We start from the raw sequence: 15,428 nt of genomic DNA, 5'->3' as shown, positions 1-15,428 counted from the left end.
ATAGAGTGAAAGCGTAAAATGTAAAAGTAAGAAACAAGAAGACCTTTTATCAAGTAGAATATGATTAAATTCTTTTATTATTAATTATATTTGTCGAAACATTTCCTTTCAATTTACATAGACTTTAGAAAGGAGTGAATTGTTCGTATGCCCATGTTTAATAATGAGCGATTTATTAAAGCTGTCAACATACCTAACCCATTATATCAATCTTTACAGGGGAGATATTTTGTTGGACAAACTGAAACGATTCGTTTCGGAAAAGGAAAAAATGCTTGGGGAGGCTTAATTAACCCCTCTAATTCAGATGTAAATTTATTTGTAAATGCATTTACCATTACCAACCAATCTAATCAACCTTTTATTGCTGAAATTTGGTTTAATCCAAAACCTCCTGGAAAATCAATGATTTCGGATAAGGTGACATCTGCAAACACAACTCTTTCTCCACTTCCAAAGCCTGAAGTAAACATCGCTTTTGCAGAACTTGTTGAAGGATTTCCAAAGAAAGGGGTAAATTCATTTAAGCGAATTGTATCACCAAAAAGTACTTTGACGAGTGATGAAGATGGAAAATTCATTTTTTCATCCGGCGAATCATTTATTATTTTTTTAGTTTCACCAGATAATGAAATTGTTGAGGCAGATGTTGCATTCGGGTGGTTTGAAATAAGGGAATAGCAACATAAAAAAACTTAATAGATTTACTTAGTTAATTTTCTTATAGAACTAACGCATGCTCATATCTTGTATATCTATCTTGGATTTTGTACTTGTGGATGTATGGTTTACTTTATCGTTTCAATTAATGTTTTACTAACAGGTACTTTAGTAAAACAAAACAGTCAAAAAAAATGAGCTTGGAGATACATTTCCAAGCTCACTTAAATAAACCAATAACTTTAACATATTCTTTTATAATAATGTAATCAATGATTTTACATACTTATTTACTAATGCTTCTTTATCTTCATCATTTAACTTGTAATAAGGACTCTCGTTAGGAATGATAATATGACTCAGAAAAATTCCAACTAGCTGTCTGGCACATAATTCAGTGTCGACCTTCTGATTTTTTTGAGTAAAATGGTAATCTAATGCTTTTTTTAACTGTGCATGAATAATCACAGGGAAATCAATATCGGAACTCAAATTGCCTTTCAAACTTTCCGAGATAAGCATCTTAACTAAAGGTGCATTTTTAGAAAGTGTCTTCAAGCGATTATCAATCGTTCCTTTAAGAAATTCTTCTGTATCCCCTTGGTCAGCTAGTTGCATCACTTTGGAATTAAATTGTTTTTCAAGTACATTTTTAATAACCGTTTTAAATAAATTTTGCTTAGTAGAAAACTTCCGAAACAAAGTAACTTCTGCAACGTCTGCTTCTTTGGAAATTTCCTGTGTGGTTGCCTGAAGCCCTTTATTGATGAAAATCTTTACTGCTGCTTGCAAAATTTGTTCAGTTTTATCTTTAATTGACTTCATCCCCCTAATTTACTAGTGTATCCTTTTCTATTCTAGGTTTTGTTTTTACAAAACGATCTAAAATAATCAAGACAGCAGGCATTACGACAATTGTACTGAATAAAGCTAGTGAAATATTGATTAGGGTCATCATACCAAAATTACTCAAGATGACAAAATCTGATACAAGCAAAGCACTGAAGCCGCCAATAGTTGTAATGGCAGATGCGAAAATCGATTTCCCAGTTTTTTGGTTTGCTATTCTGATGGCATCAATACTTGAACTCCCATTTTCACGTTCTTCATAAAATCTTTCCATGATTAAAATAGTGAACTCCGTACCGATTCCGATGATCAATGCACCTAAAGTCGCTGTCAGTGGGGTATAGCTTATTTCAGCTAAATACATCACAGCTCCTGACCAACCAATGATTAAAGTAATCGGTAACAAAGGAATCAAAGCCTTAATCGGGTGTCGATAAACTGCAAGTAAACCTAAAAATACAAGTGCCATACCTAGCAAGGTCATTTTGTATCGTCCAGTTGTCAATCCAGAAACCATTTCGACATCTAACACAGATTTCCCTGTTACCATAGTTTCCATATTATCTGGCTGGTTATCGATAAGGTACTGATTCAAATCATCAATAAAGTTTTTCAACGGCTCGGCTTTCAGATGTTTGATTCCGACAGTGATTACGCCTTTCGTGCCAGACTCGTTAATAAGTAGCTTCTGTTGTTGATCTGGAATATCATTCATTAATCCTTTTAACTCTGAGCCTGTTGGGATTTCTCCATCATTCAATTTTTTGAACACTTCTGTAATTGAATTTGACTTAACCACCACTTGTGAAAACTCTTTTTCAATCTCATTTGTTGTTGCATCTACCCAGTTAAGAGAACTTGAGGACAAAATATCCTTCCCCTCAAACACGATGGAAACTTGATCGGTTGTGCCAACAATATCTCTTAATTTATGAATATCTTTCAGGACTTGGGTATCCTGCGGCATAAATGTCTCGACATCAGTCTCTGCCTTAGCGTCTAAATCGACCCATATCCCAAAACCAGCTGTAATGAGGGCAATGAGAATTATCCACCATCTGAGAGCAACCACCCTTTTCGTAATTCCATCAAGAAAATTTTCAATTCGGGAAGATTTATCTGTCTTTTTCGAGCGATTCTTGGCAGCTTTATTAAAGAAAAAGGAATCCCTTGTAAAAAGAAGAGGTATCAATATGAAAACACCGACAATGAAACTAATAATCATCCCAATAGTTAACATTTTTCCGAAGTCTTGAATCATAGGGACAGGTGAAGTGTATAGAGAAATAAAACCTAGTGAAGTTGCTATTAAAGCCGTCAAGACTGCTGGTACCATTTTTGTAACGGTACGATATAAACTTTTATGTGCTTGACTATTAAACTTTTTATTTTGCTTCATAATGATCCTCACCTTCTTCCATTTCTTCGGTATATCGACTTTGAAATTGGATGGCATAGTCAATTCCTAACCCGATTAGAATTGGAAATACTGCCATCGACACCATGGTAATCGGAATGCTAACCCAGCCCATAATTCCAATTGTTCCAATTATTGCTATCAGTACTATCCCTAAAGGTAAAATGCGCCATCTAGTTTTAAACGTAATCATTAATACAATAATCATTGAGATGAGAGCAAGCATCATCATTTTTTTCATACTATCCTTCATGGAAGATTCAATTTCCCCGTCCAGTACCGGCTTTCCAGATACAAACGTTTCTGTCGTTGTTAATGAATGCTGATTAAGATAAGAGTTAATCGATTCTACTACCTCACTTTTGTCGACATCACTTACTTCTCCTTTGAATTTAATTGACATCATCATGTATCTGTCATCCATAACCAACTCATTGAACATATCTTTTAGTTGCCCTTCGTCATCGTAAATCATATAATCAAGGGTTTTTTGCGTTTCAGGTAGTCCGGGGGAAAGGGTATCAGAATATTTTTGCATATTGTTCATATTCTCACTGATCGATTCCAACTGACTTCCCATTTCCTTTAATCCTGAACCCAGTTCCTTTAATTCAACTTGCTGTTGTATTTGTTTTCCTTGCCCTGACGTCATATCGTCTGTCGTTTGAAGTGCTGGGGGTTTGGATTCAATTTGTTTCAATTGTTCAGAAAGTTGGATCAACATTTGACTGTATCCCTTCAATTGGATGATTTGTTCTTTTACTTGAGGGTTATCAGTTGGCATAGAAGATGCCGTTCTATCAATGGCTATTCCGAATTGTTTGATTTGCTCTTCATATGAGGCCTCTGTGCCTTTTTGCTGCGACTCATTACCCGATTCTGTTTTTATGATGAGGTTATCTCCAATATTATTTAACTTTCCACTCATTTCATCAAGACCATTGATGACCTCTGATAAACCTTCCTGATACTTTACAGACTGTTTTTCGGCCATCTGATTTAGGAGCATCACAGGGCTCATGATGCTGTAAATGTTTTCATTTATTCCAAGTTGTTTTTCCACCCCCTCCATATGCTTGAGATTATCTATGGTAAGTAAGGATTTTTGATCTTCACTCTCGTACATGAGGATGATCGATTCACCACCAAACTCTTTTTCTAAGGAAAGATTGTCTTGGTATACATCAGATTCACTGCTGACTAAAGTATCATTGCCGGTTGCCATTTCTACATTTCGTGCTCCTACTGCTAAAACCACGATAAGTAAAACAGTGAAGAGGATCGTTTTTAATGGTTTATTCTTTAATAACCGGGACAATTGTTTAAGGATGAACATAATTATTAGCTCCTTTTCATTGAATTAATATATGTTAGTGTGTACTTACATACATTAATTCATTTATAAGTTTTATGCAAGTAGTTATTTTGGATTATTTAAGATGAATAGGCATCAATCCCACAAAATTTTTTCATACAATGATTCCGTAGAATTTATATAATTTTAAAGATTCATGACTACTTATACACAAAAATATCCATCAACGCATTGGTTGATGGATTTCATTATTATTTATGCAATTGTAGTTTATACACTGAATAGTTTTTTATAAAATCCACTTTAATCCAATTAACCATTTGTTAAATATGCGCTAAATAGCCAAGCTTGTAAGATAACCCTTTAATCAAGCGTTCATGATTTTTGAAATTTTGTTTCTTGACGGATGATTTATGCCTTATTTGATCGTATCAATAAAATGTTTTAAAATCCGAGCAGTTAATCCCCAGATCGTATACTGCTTATACTCATAAAACCATTCCTCCATTGCATGTGATTTCCATTGATACTGATCACCATTTGCAATTTTATCGTAAGGAAAATCGTGTGATGGCTGTGCTTGAACGGGGACCATATGCTTATAAGGCTGATGATTTAACAGCCACTGGACCGGTACCGTGAATACTTTTTCCACTTCTGCTTTGTTGAGGTGATAAGTATGATGATTATCAATGGTCGCTATAAATGGGTAGATAACAAATGATGGGGTGGGAATAAATGCGCTCATTTGTCCCAAAACAAGGATGGCTGATGGATCAATACCTATCTCTTCATGGGTTTCACGGATGGCTGCATCCAACGGTGTTGCATCTGTTGGATCTATTTTTCCACCTGGAAAACTAATATCCCCTGGTTGATGTCTCATTGTCAGTGAACGAACTTCAAAAAGGATATGCCACTCATTATTTACTTGAACAAGCGGAATTAGAACCGCGGAACGCATCGCAGTTTCTTCGCCTATAAAAAGAGGCTGATTTTGATTTAACCCATTTTTAATCTTTTTTAAAAACATAAGATCTCCCCTAGATGCATAGTGTTATATCCTCCTATACTACCATGAATAATTTCTTGTAATAAAATATGAATTTAACTATTTCAAAATTAAACAAGTCTCCCGTATCTCAGTCTGGTAAGTTGGTTCCATTTAAGCGGACTGTTAATTCTTTGTATTTAACTCTGGAATCAAAAAACAGGAAATTTAGTCTACTTCTAGCAACGCTAGTTAGAAAAGTGTAAACTAGCTCACTCTTATCTACCTATAGTTGATACACCTTTTCACCTTTGGTATAATATAATTAGATAATGAGTACATATTAAAAAAGACCGTTTGGTGGTCAAAACACCAAACGATCAACATAATAGCAGGCTCCCTTCAAGGGGATTGTCTAAATGAGAGTAATAACCCATCTGAGCTCGAACTCAAGGATGGGTTATTTTTTATGGTTAAATGAAAGGATCAATACAATCAATGTCGTAAAAGTTACCGCAAACATCAATGCTTCGAATACTGACATGGCACCACACCCCTTTCGGACGGGAGTGATTCAACCACCCTTAAGTAACCTATTCTATTATTCTTACATCATACCACACATACGTTCGCATTTTTAGTTTTAAATTCATTGACGAGTAAACATCAAAAATATGTTGGACAACTATACTGTCAAGTTTAAGTAGACGTAGTTATTGTTAAATGTTCCATTAATACTCTTTCATTTTGGCTTCTACAGTCACTAAAATAATTTCTCGGATACAGAACGAAATGATAAAGAAGGACACGATTCACGATGCCCTTACTAAGATTAGGTACAGAAGAAGTTGCAACTTTAGAGGAAAATTACAGATAAAAAATTATAGAAATAGACTTTCAAGATATATGTATATACGCAAATCACATTAGTTCGATTCTTGACCGTCTGCAATTATCATTTAACTTAACAGGTGCGGTTGACTTCCACCACTTGCACAAAATTCCAAAAGTCAAAAACGAATTATCAGCAGAAGAAACAATAAAAATGAGCTGAATAATATACGAATATAACTGATATTTTTTTCATCTAATCACCTACCTATTTTAAGTGAAGTAAGGATATGTCGCGAAAGTCTATTGATGATTTTTTAAGTGTCTTAGCGAGTGATAGGTTGGTGCAGGTTTCCGACCTAGCTATCGCTTAGACACTTATGGGGTATTTACAGTTGGAATCCAAAAGGAAAAATTCGGGCTCAAAAGAGCAAAGTTTGCTTGGGCTTTCCTTAATTGCATTTGCACTTAATCTTTTTGAACTTTGCTGTCGTTGGATCGTTAAGAAAAAAACAGGAACTTACAAACCGTAAATGTGGCCACTTTTATGAGCTTTATAAAAGTGGCCACATTTGCGGTTTGTTGTTATCGAGCTTTTTAGGGACAAGCAATAGAACGACAATCTCCCAAAACTTTTAGAACTCAGTTTTGTTTCTTGCCTTTAATACCGTTAGGATTTGATAACCATCCGATGGAAGTCCTGCATATGGTCTCAACCAGTTGGGATAGATAATGGGAATAATCGTACCGATAAAAAGATAGAGATTTATGAAAGTAATTCCGTTTATAAAATTCTTGCTTCCATAATGTGTTAACTCAGCGGATGTGAAATACGCAGCAATAAATAGCAAAAGAGATGCAATTGGTCCGCCTGCTAAAAACATAATATGTTGAAAATTTGTGAAGGTGTCCCTATTTTTCACAACACAAAAGCCAAAATATGCCCAATTGATATGGAAGTGTATTTTTCCTATTCGAAAGTTTTCCTTATTCTCCTCCTCATTGTTAGAACCAACATATACATACGCCTTCTCTTTTGTAAAAAGAATGATGCCCAATGCATGACCAACTTCATGTAAAAGTATAGAGATGGGTATTCCTATAATATAAAAAAGCAAAAATGATATCATTTTACACACATCCGCTCTAAGCTAGTTTCTATTTTTAGGTCGTCTTCAGAATTTCCTTTTGAACTAGCCTTAATATAAATATTGCAAATATATTAATCTGGTTCATCTGTTGCCCTTCAGTTTGTTCGGAATTCAGCATGAGGTTCAACTGTATAACCTCGATTTTCAAGTAAGTCGACAATACTATTTTTTCCAGCTAAGTGAAGTGAACCTACAACAATAAAATATGTTTCTCTTTCGTCTGCATTTAAAAACTCTTCTATTTGACCCGTCATTAGTAAGTCTCTTTCGTCCATCGCTAACTGTTCAGAACCTTGATTAATCTGTCGTAATTGAGAAAATACTTCGATGTTGCCAGAACGCCAAAGACGAATTAATTGCGTTAGTTCCTCTTCATAAATATCGAATGTGTCAAGCATATCTTCTAAACTGGCGATTTGCTCCTCTTTAGGGGCAGAGCTAATAGATGCAATCTGACTTTCGACAGATTCTAGGCTAATAATGGGTATATTCTTTTCTTTTGCGCGATTCAGGAAATGAAGGTCAATCCCATCTTTTCCAGTTAAGTTTGTTTTTTCTAAAGCGACTTCAGAGAGAATCATCGATACAAACCATGGTTGAAATTGATCGAGCATCACTTCGTTCAAGCCTAAACTAGACAAATGTCCAGCTGCTTCATTAAAAACCTTTTCACTGACCACGCTAGAAAGGACTGTGCCATCTGTATACATCCCCTTCTCCATCATGGTCTTTGAGACTTCTATTTCATTAACATCCGCAATATCAATTTCAACAGCTAAATAATCGGCTTCCTCAAATGCCGCTTCAATCTGATTGTGAAGCGGATACAAGCTTTGATCTCCTATATGAATAGATCCGAGTAAATAAACGGTTTGATTATCTTTTTGAATTCGATAAAAAACACCTTCTGAAGGTCCATCATGTTCATCAAACGATAGTCGCTCGCGAACATTAACTTCTACCCCTTTTTCCTCAAGTTTTTCCGGTACACTCCACACAGGTGCATCCATATCACCTGTGAAATATACGTCACCTAGATGGACTTCTGATAATTTTTCCAACGTCAGTAAAGGTGTTAAATCGACAATATCGTTACCGGACACATCTAAGTAATTAAGAGAAGTTAATGATTCTATTCCGTTAATATCACTGATTCCAGAACCACTAGCATCCAATGTTTTAATAGATGCAAAATCATCTTCCTCTAAATTTCCATCTTCACTCTCAATCTCTTGAAGAACAATAGATTCCAAGGCTTTATCTTTGAAATAATCTTGTTTCGTGCTCGTTAACGGTGAGCACGCTGTGAAAAAAAACATTAGCATCCCTATTAAAAATATGTTTTTTGCTTTTCTAAACAAATGTGACGCCCACTTTCTTGATTAATTTAATCAATCTTTTTAGTCGCTGGATTAAGCAAATCTACTATATTTCCTATTTAATTATTTGAGAATTATCCGTTTTAAAAGTTTCGCTAATTCTTCAACGCTGTTCGCAATATGAGTTGGGTTTTCTTTACTCAACTCCTCCAATGAACCAAAGCCATAAGTTACTCCAATAGAGTCGATACCAGTATTATTTGCACCTATAAGATCGTGTTTACGATCGCCAACCATAATAAAATCCTCTTTCTTATACTCTTTATAACAATCGAGTATGTATTGAATGATTTCTGTTTTTGATGTTCGAGTTCCGTCTAAATTACTACCTACAACTAGTTCAAAATATTGGTCAATCTTAAAATAGTTTAAAATTTGTTCCGCAAACACAGTAGGCTTGGAAGTAGCTACAACTAAGATTGTTTGCTGTTGCTTTAAACTTTCTAATAGACGAGGAATATTTACATATAGCTCATTTTCAAACATCCCTTTTTCTATGAATCTTTCCCTATAATAGTCGATAACTATTTTAATATTTGCTTGATTGAAATGATAATATTCAGCAAATGAATCTTGCAAAGGTGGACCAATAAAGGATTCTAGTTTGTTTAGATCTGGTTCAACAATATCCATTTTTCGCAGAGCATATTGTACAGATTTAGTTATTCCAACTTTAGGGTCTGAAAGAGTCCCATCTAGATCAAATAATATAATTTTATATTTCTTCAATTTAAGCTTCCTCTCAACATCAATTTTTACGCACATCTTTAATTTAATAAAAAAACTACCCTGTAAAGGCAGCTAATTCTTCCACTAAAATACATATCATTTTGAAATAATTAATACACCACCACAGTGAGATTCAGAATGATATTCACATGTACATATGTTTTTTAGTGATGCGTTTATCTCTTCAAATACAAAATAAAATTCATCATTATCCCAATACTGAATACTAGTATTTCTGCATATTTCAAGTTTCTTTCTTGTTTGGAAAGCAATATCCCCAATTATAATTTTTCCATTATCAGCAAGTAAAGGTAGTAAACTCTTGACTAAAATAACTTTATCTTCATCAGTCAAATGGTGTAATGTATATGTGCTTATGATAGAATCATACTTTTTTTCTTTAACATAGTCCGGTAAACCATTTGAAATATCCCATTCCATTAAATTTGCCATTGGCATTTTTTCTTGTGCTAAGCCAATCATCTTCTTGGAAAAGTCTAAGCCATCTATTTGATGACCATTTTCATAAAGTTTACTAGTTAAAATACCTGTTCCGAACCCTATATCTAAAACCTTTGACTGCTGTTTTTGCATAGCTTCATTAAAAATAACGTTTAAAATATTTTTGTATCCAGCAAAAGGATACAAATTATTCTCTTCACTTACTTGTACAGTTCTATCATATTCATTTGCCCATAAGTCAAACCCTTGGTTGTTTAACATGTAAGTTCCTCCTATTAATTGAACGAACTATCGAGCTAGTTGAATTTTAAATATTCATTAAAACAAGTGATTTCGATTAGTTGTCCATCATTTCACCTTAGCTATTTTGACGATTTCTAACATTATTATTTTTCATATAAATTCCATGTTTAATAGATACATGTAAATAATAACATAATTCTTTTATTTGTTTCAGAATAATTAAATAAGTAAAGTATTAAGGCTCATCCCTTTCTTTTATGTGTAATTATTAGAACAAGTTCATTTAATTGAAATTCTACAATGTAAATGATATAAAGTATTGACGCAGTATTTTTGTACCATAATTTAATATAGTAATTTGTAACTAGATTTATGTGGAGGTGTTATCATGGAAAAGCACTCATTTCAACTATCACTAGATTGGAAAGGCCCTCGCACAGGTGTAGGTCAATTAGAAACAAAAACGTTAAAAACTCAAGTATCTGTTCCAAGTGAATTAAAAGGTCCTGGAATCGGAACGAATCCAGAGGAAATGTTATTAGCAGCTGCAGCTACTTGTTATACAGCTACCTTAGCAGCAATGTTAGGATTTAATAAGATTGAACAAGTTGCTTTAACGGTTAAATCAGAAGCAATTGTGGCAGTTGCGCAAAGCGGAGCTCTAACGTATGAAAAAATCATTCACCGTCCACATATTGTATTAGCAGCTGGCACGATAGAGCGTACTCTTTCGTTAGTAGAACGTATCGCAAAAAAAGCAGAAACAGCTTGTATGATTAGTAAAGCGCTTGCTGGAAACGTGGAATTGGAATTAGATATTAAAATTACATTAGCTGAATAAATTAAAACAGCCCGTCCGAGATAATGGATAGGCTGTTTTTTTCACAAAATATAGTTTAAATTATAAGCGCCAGTTGTTGAAGATTTTTAGCTATTCTTGATTGTCCCATCCTACATACCAAGCGTCATCTGTTAATTAACTCCATTGTAAAGTGTTTTTAGCGTGAATAATTAAACCCAAAATCCACTGGTTCTTCAATCCGCTCCCTGCATATCAAAAATTAAGGAATTGCCAACCCCCATTACGTTTTACTAAATAATTTAAGTCATCCTCCAAATGAATCCTTTTTTAAGATTCCATCGGTTACTAAAGTTTTGCCTTCTCAACACGAATGAATTGTAATCCTTTGTTCATGTTTAGTTCATCATCCAAAACTATACTCTAATTAGCAAGTAGAACTGGAGGAAGTTATATGAATATTGCATGGAAAGAGATTAAAAAAAGCAAAGTGCGTTTCATGATTTTAGGATCTATTATATTTTTAATTAGTTTTTTAACATTTATTATTTCTGGACTAGCAAATGGTTTATCTCAAGATAATGCAGCGATTATTAAAGATCTGCCAGAAGGTCAATTTTATATGAATACAAATGCAGAAGAAATTTTTAATGCTTCTAAAATTGATGGCAAACTTGAGGCTAACATCTTAGGCAACTATAAAGAATCTGTAGCACTTTCCATACAAATGGGCTTTCTGAATGATCGTAATGGTAAACAACAAAGTGTTGCTTTTGTAACAACGACTGAATCACATTTGTTTGAAGAACTTAGTAAAGGAGATGTGATAGTAGATCAATCATTGGAAGATGAAGGAATGAAGATTGGAGATACGTTAACGAACAATCAAATCAGTGGCGAATTCAAAGTAAAAGGGTTCGTAGACCAAAAGAAATTTAGTCATGCACCTGTAGCTTTTATCAATACGAATGATTACAAAGAGATCTATAAATTGAATGAGATGCAACTAATCTTTATCCCAGGACAAGATGAAGCTCAATCCTTTTCAGGACTTCAGTCATTTTCTACTAATGAATTTCTCAAAACAATTCCAAGCTACAGTGCAGAACAACTCTCATTGAATATGATTACTTGGTTTTTAGTAGTAATTAGTGGGATGTTATTTTCAATATTTTTCTACATGATGAATGTCCAAAAAATAGGGTTGTATGGGATATTAAAAGCTCTTGGCTTCAAAACTATTTCTTTGTTTGTCATGATGTGGTACCAAATGATTTTTATTACCTTGATTTCTCTAGGTATATCTATTATTTTAAGCCAAGCATTTGCACTAATAGCTCCAAAAGGGTTGCCTTTTGATTTATCTATTGGAACAAGTATTCAACTGTCTTTAATCTTTGGAGTTATTGGATTTGTTGGGGCTACAATTTCAGGGATTCAAATTAAAAAAGTTGAACCTATTCAAGCAATTCAACAAGGAGAGGGATAATATGACCATATTTCAAATTAATGATGTTAAAAAAACATTTAAAAACAGAGAAATAAAAGAGCAAGTATTGAAAGGGATTAATCTAACTTTAAAAGAAGGACAAATAACTGCATTAATTGGTGCATCAGGATCTGGAAAGAGCACTATGCTTACTATAGCAGCAGGACTTCAGCGTGCAACTGAAGGGCGAATTTATTTTCAAGGGATAAATTTAAGTGAAATGAACCAAGAACAAATTAGAAAAATTAGAGCAAAGCAGTTTGGCTTTATATTTCAGTCATCTCATCTTGTTCCGTTTCTTTCAGTTGAAGACCAACTTACACTCATGCTCGAAATCTCTGAAGTAAGGCTAAAAAAACAAGAACAAAGAAATGAAGTAGAAAAGTTACTTAAGTTGGTAGACATGTATCATCGGAAAGACGCTTTTCCATCATCTTTATCAGGAGGAGAAAGGCAGAGAGTAGCCGTTGCTAGAGCGTTGATACACAAGCCAAAAATGTTGTTTGCAGATGAGCCAACCGCAAGTTTAGATTCTCGAAGATCAATAGACATAATGAACTTAATTAAAGACTTAACTAAAACGATGAAAATTACAACGTTGATGGTAACACATGATGAAGAAATGCTGTTATATGCAGATAACATAGTAACCATGAGAGATGGTTTAATTAAGTAACTGTATAAAACGTGGTAAAGGGAATGATATATACTAAGATTCCTAATAAAAGTAAGATAATACTAGGTTCCTTCGGCTTAGGGAACCTATTTTGATTAACCTCACTTGTGGTTATAATAACTATAGACTTGATACATGCAAATACATAGGAACCACTTAAGCAATTAGATCTTGCTACTGTTTATATGCTGAGAGGAAGAGAATATGACAAGAATTTTAGTAGTGGACGATGATCAAAACATGGTGAAATTTGTACAAATTGAATTAAATCGTTTTGGCTATGAAGTAGTCTCTGCATATTCTGGTAATGAGGCTCTCTTATTGATGAGAACACAAAAAGTAGATCTAGCCGTAATCGATATTATGATGCCCGAAATCAATGGATTTGAAGTTACAAAGGAACTAAAAAAGATTTACGAGATACCTGTTATTTTATTAACCGCGAGACATCAAATTGAGGACAAAGAAAAAGGATTTAAATCAGGTTCTGATGATTATATAGTAAAACCGTTTGAATTTAAGGAGTTACTTTTCCGAATTCAAGCCATTTTGAGAAGATATGATAAGCATCAGGATGAGATTATATGTATTGGCTCAATAAAAATTGATGGTAGAAGCTATGAAGTTCAGACTGCTAGCGAAACCCTGATGCTTCCTCTTAAAGAGTTCGAAGTTTTACGTCTCCTAGCTTCTCGACCTAAGTCTGTTTTCACCAGAGATCAAATCATTGAGAGTGTCTGGGGCATCAACTACGCAGGCGATGATCAAACCGTGAATGTTCATATTAAACGGATTCGTAATAGACTTTCAACGTGGGCACCAGATCTTCAAATCACAACAGTACGGGGAGTCGGATATAAACTCGAGGGAGTAACATGACACATTCCCTTTATGTTAAGTTCATATGGTTTACCCTTTTAACAATGCTTATAAGTAGTGTTACTTCCTTTTATGTAATGAATACTTATTACCACCAATTTGTTAAAGAAGATAATGATGCCAAGAACGTAGCGATAGCAACTGAAATGGCGACATACTTGGAAGGTCTTGATTCTTCACAGCTTAGCCCAGCGTTAGATATGTTAGGCGCATCAGGTTATCAACTTTATATCGAGGACGAAAAAGGTATTGGTTTATTTTATGGAGGAGCTTACCGCGAAAAAATATTATCGGAGGATCTAATCTCTACTGTTATAGCCGGTGATGTATATCACGGTATGCTTAATTTCCCTCGAAAAACGTTTGTGACAGGTTTTTTTGCAAATGAATTGAGAAATTCTGTAGGCGTACCTTTGACAGTTGATGGCATAGAACATGCACTTTTTATTCGTCCAAACATCGACATGTTGTTTGGAGAACTCCGGCTTTTATTCGGTGGCCTTGCTATCGGTCTAATGCTGTTAAGTATTTTAGGGATGATCCTAGTAGCTAAAAAACTCATTGATCCGATCACACACTTAACCAATGTAACCAAAAAAATGGCCATTGAATCTTTTGATGAACCTATAAATATCCATCGAAAAGATGAAATAGGTCAGTTAGCAGAAAGTTTTCAGCTTATGCGTGGTCAATTAAAAGAGCTACTAAAAAAGCGAAAAGAATTTGTGAACAACGTCTCTCATGATATTCAGTCTCCACTCCATAATATTCAAAGCTACCTGACACTATTAGATCAGCCCGACCTATCAAAAAAACAACAAACTGCTTACAGAAATATTGTCCACTTAGAGACTACTCGACTTTCCCAACTAACCAAGCAATTACTTTCATTAACTACTTTGGATGAAGTAACTAAACTTCAAGATTTAGAACCACTTTCTATTAATACACAATGGTTAGAAACCATTAAAAGATTTCGATGGAAATTAGAAGAAAAAGAAATGGGCCTCTCACATTCCTTAAAAGCTGACAATATAATGGGAAATGCGCCATTGCTTCAAACTGTGTGGGAGAACCTATTGAGTAATGCGATTAAATATAGCGAGAAAAATGGCAATATTTACATTGAAACATATAACGATGATAACCAAATCACTATATCTATCCACGATGAGGGTATCGGAATGTCTGAAGAACAGCTAAATCAGGCATTCGATCGATTCTATCGGGTAGATAAAGCACGAAGTCGCAAAACAGAAGGAACGGGGCTTGGTCTCGCTATAGTAAAGAATATTATTCATTTGCATAAAGGCAGCATCACAGTTAAGACTGGACTTCAAGAAGGAACAACAATCAGTATCCACTTACCAAAAGAGTAATTTTTCATTTACTCCCCTGTTACTGTTTATATTTTACTATAAAAAATAAACAGTACCGGGTTGAACAATTATTTGAATCCACCATGTCATACAAAACCATCTGTAAATTATCCTTTTCCAAGTTCGCTAAACAGATTCGATTAGCAAAAAGAGTACACTTGTATTGTTTACAAAATCGC

General features: G+C 34.3%; 14 protein-coding genes. 6 read left to right on the top strand and 8 right to left on the bottom strand.

The window, feature by feature from the left end; all coding sequences use genetic code 11:
- Window positions 1-147: 147 nt before the first annotated feature.
- Window positions 148-681, top strand: coding sequence for a DUF6143 family protein (locus E2636_RS03150; RefSeq protein WP_208324142.1), 534 nt, complete (start codon window positions 148-150; stop codon window positions 679-681).
- Between the two features lie 234 nt (window positions 682-915).
- Here E2636_RS03150 and E2636_RS03145 read toward each other — a convergent pair whose 3' ends face one another.
- The 8 genes from E2636_RS03145 to E2636_RS03110 all read right to left on the bottom strand — a co-directional run bounded on the left by E2636_RS03145 (window position 916) and on the right by E2636_RS03110 (window position 10,045).
- A complete protein-coding gene (locus tag E2636_RS03145) occupies window positions 916-1,485 on the bottom strand; it encodes a TetR/AcrR family transcriptional regulator (RefSeq protein ID WP_134208941.1) in 570 nt (189 codons plus the stop codon).
- A 4-nt stretch (window positions 1,486-1,489) separates the two neighbouring features.
- Window positions 1,490-2,908, bottom strand: a complete 1,419-nt coding sequence (locus tag E2636_RS03140) for an efflux RND transporter permease subunit (protein WP_134208939.1) — start codon at window positions 2,906-2,908, stop codon at window positions 1,490-1,492.
- Window positions 2,895-4,262 carry an MMPL family transporter gene (locus E2636_RS03135; RefSeq protein WP_134208937.1) on the bottom strand — a complete coding sequence of 456 codons (1,368 nt, stop codon included), beginning with the start codon at window positions 4,260-4,262 and terminating at the stop codon, window positions 2,895-2,897. Before E2636_RS03135 ends, E2636_RS03140 begins: the two co-directional genes overlap by 14 nt.
- A gap of 397 nt (window positions 4,263-4,659) precedes the next feature.
- Window positions 4,660-5,274, bottom strand: a complete 615-nt coding sequence (locus E2636_RS03130; RefSeq protein ID WP_134208935.1) for an NUDIX hydrolase — start codon at window positions 5,272-5,274, stop codon at window positions 4,660-4,662.
- A 1,424-nt stretch (window positions 5,275-6,698) separates the two neighbouring features.
- Window positions 6,699-6,947, bottom strand: coding sequence for a hypothetical protein (locus tag E2636_RS18885; protein ID WP_166669477.1), 249 nt, complete (start codon window positions 6,945-6,947; stop codon window positions 6,699-6,701).
- 362 nt (window positions 6,948-7,309) lie between these two features.
- Window positions 7,310-8,533 carry a TraB/GumN family protein gene (locus E2636_RS03120; protein WP_166669476.1) on the bottom strand — a complete coding sequence of 408 codons (1,224 nt, stop codon included), beginning with the start codon at window positions 8,531-8,533 and terminating at the stop codon, window positions 7,310-7,312.
- A gap of 123 nt (window positions 8,534-8,656) precedes the next feature.
- On the bottom strand, window positions 8,657-9,322 hold the full coding sequence (locus tag E2636_RS03115) for an HAD family hydrolase (protein WP_134208929.1): 666 nt from the start codon (window positions 9,320-9,322) through the stop codon (window positions 8,657-8,659).
- A 96-nt stretch (window positions 9,323-9,418) separates the two neighbouring features.
- Entirely contained in the window at window positions 9,419-10,045 is a 627-nt protein-coding gene (locus E2636_RS03110) for a class I SAM-dependent methyltransferase (protein ID WP_134208927.1), read from the bottom strand.
- Window positions 10,046-10,415: 370 nt separating this feature from the next.
- Between E2636_RS03110 and E2636_RS03105 the strand changes: the two genes are divergently transcribed.
- From E2636_RS03105 to E2636_RS03085, 5 genes are all read left to right on the top strand, one after another.
- A complete protein-coding gene (locus tag E2636_RS03105; protein WP_134208925.1) occupies window positions 10,416-10,868 on the top strand; it encodes an OsmC family protein in 453 nt (150 codons plus the stop codon).
- Window positions 10,869-11,280: 412 nt separating this feature from the next.
- Complete coding sequence (locus E2636_RS03100; protein ID WP_134208923.1) at window positions 11,281-12,315, top strand: ABC transporter permease; 1,035 nt, start codon at window positions 11,281-11,283, stop codon at window positions 12,313-12,315.
- Between the two features lies 1 nt (window position 12,316).
- Entirely contained in the window at window positions 12,317-12,991 is a 675-nt protein-coding gene (locus E2636_RS03095; RefSeq protein ID WP_134208920.1) for an ABC transporter ATP-binding protein, read from the top strand.
- Window positions 12,992-13,195: 204 nt separating this feature from the next.
- Entirely contained in the window at window positions 13,196-13,870 is a 675-nt protein-coding gene (locus tag E2636_RS03090) for a response regulator transcription factor (RefSeq protein ID WP_134208918.1), read from the top strand.
- Window positions 13,871-13,947: 77 nt separating this feature from the next.
- Window positions 13,948-15,249, top strand: coding sequence for a sensor histidine kinase (locus tag E2636_RS03085; protein ID WP_166669475.1), 1,302 nt, complete (start codon window positions 13,948-13,950; stop codon window positions 15,247-15,249).
- Window positions 15,250-15,428 lie beyond the last annotated feature (179 nt).

The sequence above is a fragment of the Paenisporosarcina antarctica genome (assembly GCF_004367585.1).
Lineage (GTDB): Bacteria > Bacillota > Bacilli > Bacillales_A > Planococcaceae > Paenisporosarcina > Paenisporosarcina antarctica.
Note: the sequence above shows the minus strand (reverse complement) of the source record. Positions and strands in the feature narration are given on the sequence as shown.

Coding starts and splice junctions, on each gene's coding strand:
- E2636_RS03085 (WP_166669475.1), top strand. CDS start 13,948: ATGAATACTTATTACCACCAATTTGTTAAAGAAGATAATGATGCCAAG.
- E2636_RS03140 (WP_134208939.1), bottom strand. CDS start 2,908: ATGAAGCAAAATAAAAAGTTTAATAGTCAAGCACATAAAAGTTTATAT.
- E2636_RS03135 (WP_134208937.1), bottom strand. CDS start 4,262: ATGTTCATCCTTAAACAATTGTCCCGGTTATTAAAGAATAAACCATTA.
- E2636_RS03100 (WP_134208923.1), top strand. CDS start 11,281: ATGAATATTGCATGGAAAGAGATTAAAAAAAGCAAAGTGCGTTTCATG.
- E2636_RS03120 (WP_166669476.1), bottom strand. CDS start 8,533: ATGTTTTTTTTCACAGCGTGCTCACCGTTAACGAGCACGAAACAAGAT.
- E2636_RS03150 (WP_208324142.1), top strand. CDS start 148: ATGCCCATGTTTAATAATGAGCGATTTATTAAAGCTGTCAACATACCT.
- E2636_RS18885 (WP_166669477.1), bottom strand. CDS start 6,947: ATGTTTTTAGCAGGCGGACCAATTGCATCTCTTTTGCTATTTATTGCT.
- E2636_RS03105 (WP_134208925.1), top strand. CDS start 10,416: ATGGAAAAGCACTCATTTCAACTATCACTAGATTGGAAAGGCCCTCGC.
- E2636_RS03110 (WP_134208927.1), bottom strand. CDS start 10,045: ATGTTAAACAACCAAGGGTTTGACTTATGGGCAAATGAATATGATAGA.
- E2636_RS03145 (WP_134208941.1), bottom strand. CDS start 1,485: ATGAAGTCAATTAAAGATAAAACTGAACAAATTTTGCAAGCAGCAGTA.
- E2636_RS03090 (WP_134208918.1), top strand. CDS start 13,196: ATGACAAGAATTTTAGTAGTGGACGATGATCAAAACATGGTGAAATTT.
- E2636_RS03130 (WP_134208935.1), bottom strand. CDS start 5,274: ATGTTTTTAAAAAAGATTAAAAATGGGTTAAATCAAAATCAGCCTCTT.
- E2636_RS03095 (WP_134208920.1), top strand. CDS start 12,317: ATGACCATATTTCAAATTAATGATGTTAAAAAAACATTTAAAAACAGA.